The 2982-nt window shown below is 38.6% G+C and carries 1 protein-coding gene and 1 pseudogene; one reads left to right on the forward strand and one right to left on the reverse strand.

All coding sequences use genetic code 11. The features are described from left to right. Positions 1-842, forward strand: a pseudogene (locus WBM98_RS15080) (inorganic phosphate transporter); the annotation flags it as partial. Positions 843-919: 77 nt separating this feature from the next. Here the strand turns inward: WBM98_RS15080 and WBM98_RS15085 are convergent. Further along, positions 920-2635, reverse strand: coding sequence for a Na/Pi cotransporter family protein (locus WBM98_RS15085; RefSeq protein ID WP_424366854.1), 1716 nt, complete (start codon positions 2633-2635; stop codon positions 920-922). Between the last annotated feature and the right edge of the window lie 347 nt (positions 2636-2982).

The following is a 2982-nucleotide window of genomic DNA, read 5'->3' on the forward strand; positions in this document are numbered from 1 at the left end:
GTGCATTTATAGCTGCCGGAACCGTAGCCTACTTAATTGATTTGGGAGGCAGTCCTATGATTGCGGTCTTATTGTTATTGGCTGCGCTATTATTGGTTCGAAACTATATTAGCCATACAAAGAAAAGTAGGGAAGTAAAAGCCGAGGATAGCTTGAGTAAAGCGGAAAGTCAATCCATACATGGTGTAATTGAAGAAAGTGCGGATAACATTTCAAAAGCGCTTAAACGGGTCAGTAAAATAAACCAAACAACGATCAATGGTCTAATAAACCAAGATCTGGATGCCCTTAAAAAGGCCAAGAATACGGTAGTGAAATTAGAAAATGAAATTGAGGAATTACAAAATGATATCTTTTATTTTATCAAGGAATTGGATGATTCGTATTTAGGTGCAAGTAAGTTTTACATTGATGTTATCGGCAGCATACAGGATGTTGCCCAGTCCTCAAGTTTAATAGCCAAAGTGAGTCATAAACATGTGCATAACAACCATAAGGCCCTCAAGAAAAAACAAGCTGAGGAGTTATTGGATATCAATGATAAATTGGTAGCTCTTTTTGGAAAAATCAGGGAAGTATTCGACGCGAGAACATTTGAAGTGATCGTTCCGGGTATCATTGAAGAAAAGCAGGCGTTACTTGACAAAGTACAAGAGGCCATACAAAAACAAGTAGAACGAACACGGACTGAAGATTCAACAAGTCCAAAAAACACGACACTATACTTTAGCATTCTTCTGGAAACCAAAGACTTGATCAAGTCTAATATGAATATCCTGAACTTGTATCATGATGAACATAATCGTTCGATAGGGCTTCTGGACAAGGAAGTAAATGAATAGATGATTTTTTAAGCTTTTGCTTTATCCAACCCTAATAAAAAGCACCCTGACGGTACCTTCAGGGTGCTTTTTATTGCCTATTTTCCATTCCCCAATAGGGTGTCTTTTTCACCATACAGTAATTCAGCAACTTCAATAAGCTTTTTGACAATGTCGTTTACATGGTCATTGTCGTTTACCAATGAAGAAGCCATGTCTATCGTTATCAAGTTCTTACGAATCAATTTATTGATTGATTTGGTACTTAGGTGCTTTCCTTTTTTTGCTTCTTCCTTAAGCACCAATAATTTTTCATAGTGCGATTCCTTATCCACCTCGGTCCTGAACAAGTAAATAACCCGAAGTACCTTAACTAGTTTCTTTCGAAACTTATCATATTCCTTACTAATGTATGTATTATCGGAATTCAGGTAATACGACACATTCCTACCCAGTTCACGAACATCTTCTATTATTTCCACCATCTTGCGACTTGCGATCCTTATTTCCGAAAGTCGGATGTTTTGTTTCTTGCCCATCTTTAAGGTACTTTGAGCCGTTGTGGCGTACCTTATGATCTCACCATAAATGGTTTTGACTTTGTTATAATACAATTCCCTGACATTCGTTTTAAAATCCTCCTTAGAGCTCTTGACTATTTGTTTTATGCCAAGGTCAGACTTAATATCTTCCCGATGAATATTCAACCCATGGGCGACTATTTCGAATATGGCATTTTCATATAAATACTTGGCCTCCTTTATCAAGGAGACTATAACTCCCGATGGAAATTGCAAAATGGCTTCGTTCAAGAACTTGGGTTCATCAATATCCTTATCAGTCCTTTCCTTGAAGAACCATACTAAAAAGTGTTCCAGTTTTTTGAAAAAAGGAATCATGATAAGCACTCCCAGCACATTGAAAATGGTATGGAAAAGTGCCAATTTCATTATAAAATCGGTTGCACCTATACCCACTATATCAGATAATATATTCACCAAATTTGCCAATGGGTAAATTAAGACTAGGGCGACCAAACCAGTTACAACATTGAATATCAGATGTGCCCCGGCCAACCGCCTGCCGGCCACATTGGAACCCAAAGATCCCAACACTGCGGTTATGGTCGTGCCCACATTCGCGCCAATAGCCAAAGCCAAGGCATTTTCATATTCAATCTGGCCGGCGGATAAGGCAGTCAGGATCAAGGCCAAGGTTGCACTACTCGATTGAAGGATGGTCGTTATCACTATTCCCAGGCCAGTATACACAACTACGCCCCAAAAACCTGGAATGGCAAATTGGGTCAAATCGATATGTGCTTTAAAAACATCAAAACCCTCTTTCATGTAGTGTATGCCAAGAAAGAAAAATCCCAATCCGGCCAAAACACTACCCAAGCCTTTTAAAACGGTATTTTTCTGAATCGAGAAAACGACGCCAAAGACCAACATGGGCATGGCCAATGCGGATATTTGCAATTTCAATCCGAATGCAGCGACCAACCATGCCGTTGCCGTTGTTCCAATATTGGCGCCAAAAATGAATCCAAGGCCTCCGGATAGACTGATCAACCCGGCACTAATGAATGAAATGGTAATTACCGAAACCAAGGAGCTCGATTGTATCAAAGCAGTGACCAAAGCCCCTACACCAATACTTTTATAGAGTTTATCCGTAGCTTTCCTTAAGAGATTTTGAAGTGGGCCTTTGGTAAAGGCCCTAAAACCCTCTTCCAACATGATCATCCCAAATAATAAGATGGCCACCCCCGCCCCTATCGTCTTGAAATTGGGGTCGAGTAACAATAACACTGCCAATATTGCCAGAAAAAGATAAAATAACGATTTTCTAAACATGCCTATCCGCGATACTATAGCCACCCTATTTCCTGTGATACATTAAGGGAGGCGAAATCTAGGGTCAAAGATTATATTCGTAATAATAATACTAAATCTTGAATTCAATTTGAATTCTTGGATCTTCTTTATCGTATGTTAATTTAACGTAAATATAATGTTAAGTAAAAGTAATCGAATTGTCAAGGTCATTTTAATTTAATATGGTTAAAACCCAATAACTGTTCGCTATTTCTTTACTTAATGCCTTGAAAACCTGACTGCTTTCAAAAAAGTCCGCGTATTGATTAAAAAAAACGAAA

It is taken from the genome of Maribacter sp., assembly GCF_049667165.1.
GTDB lineage: Bacteria > Bacteroidota > Bacteroidia > Flavobacteriales > Flavobacteriaceae > Maribacter_A.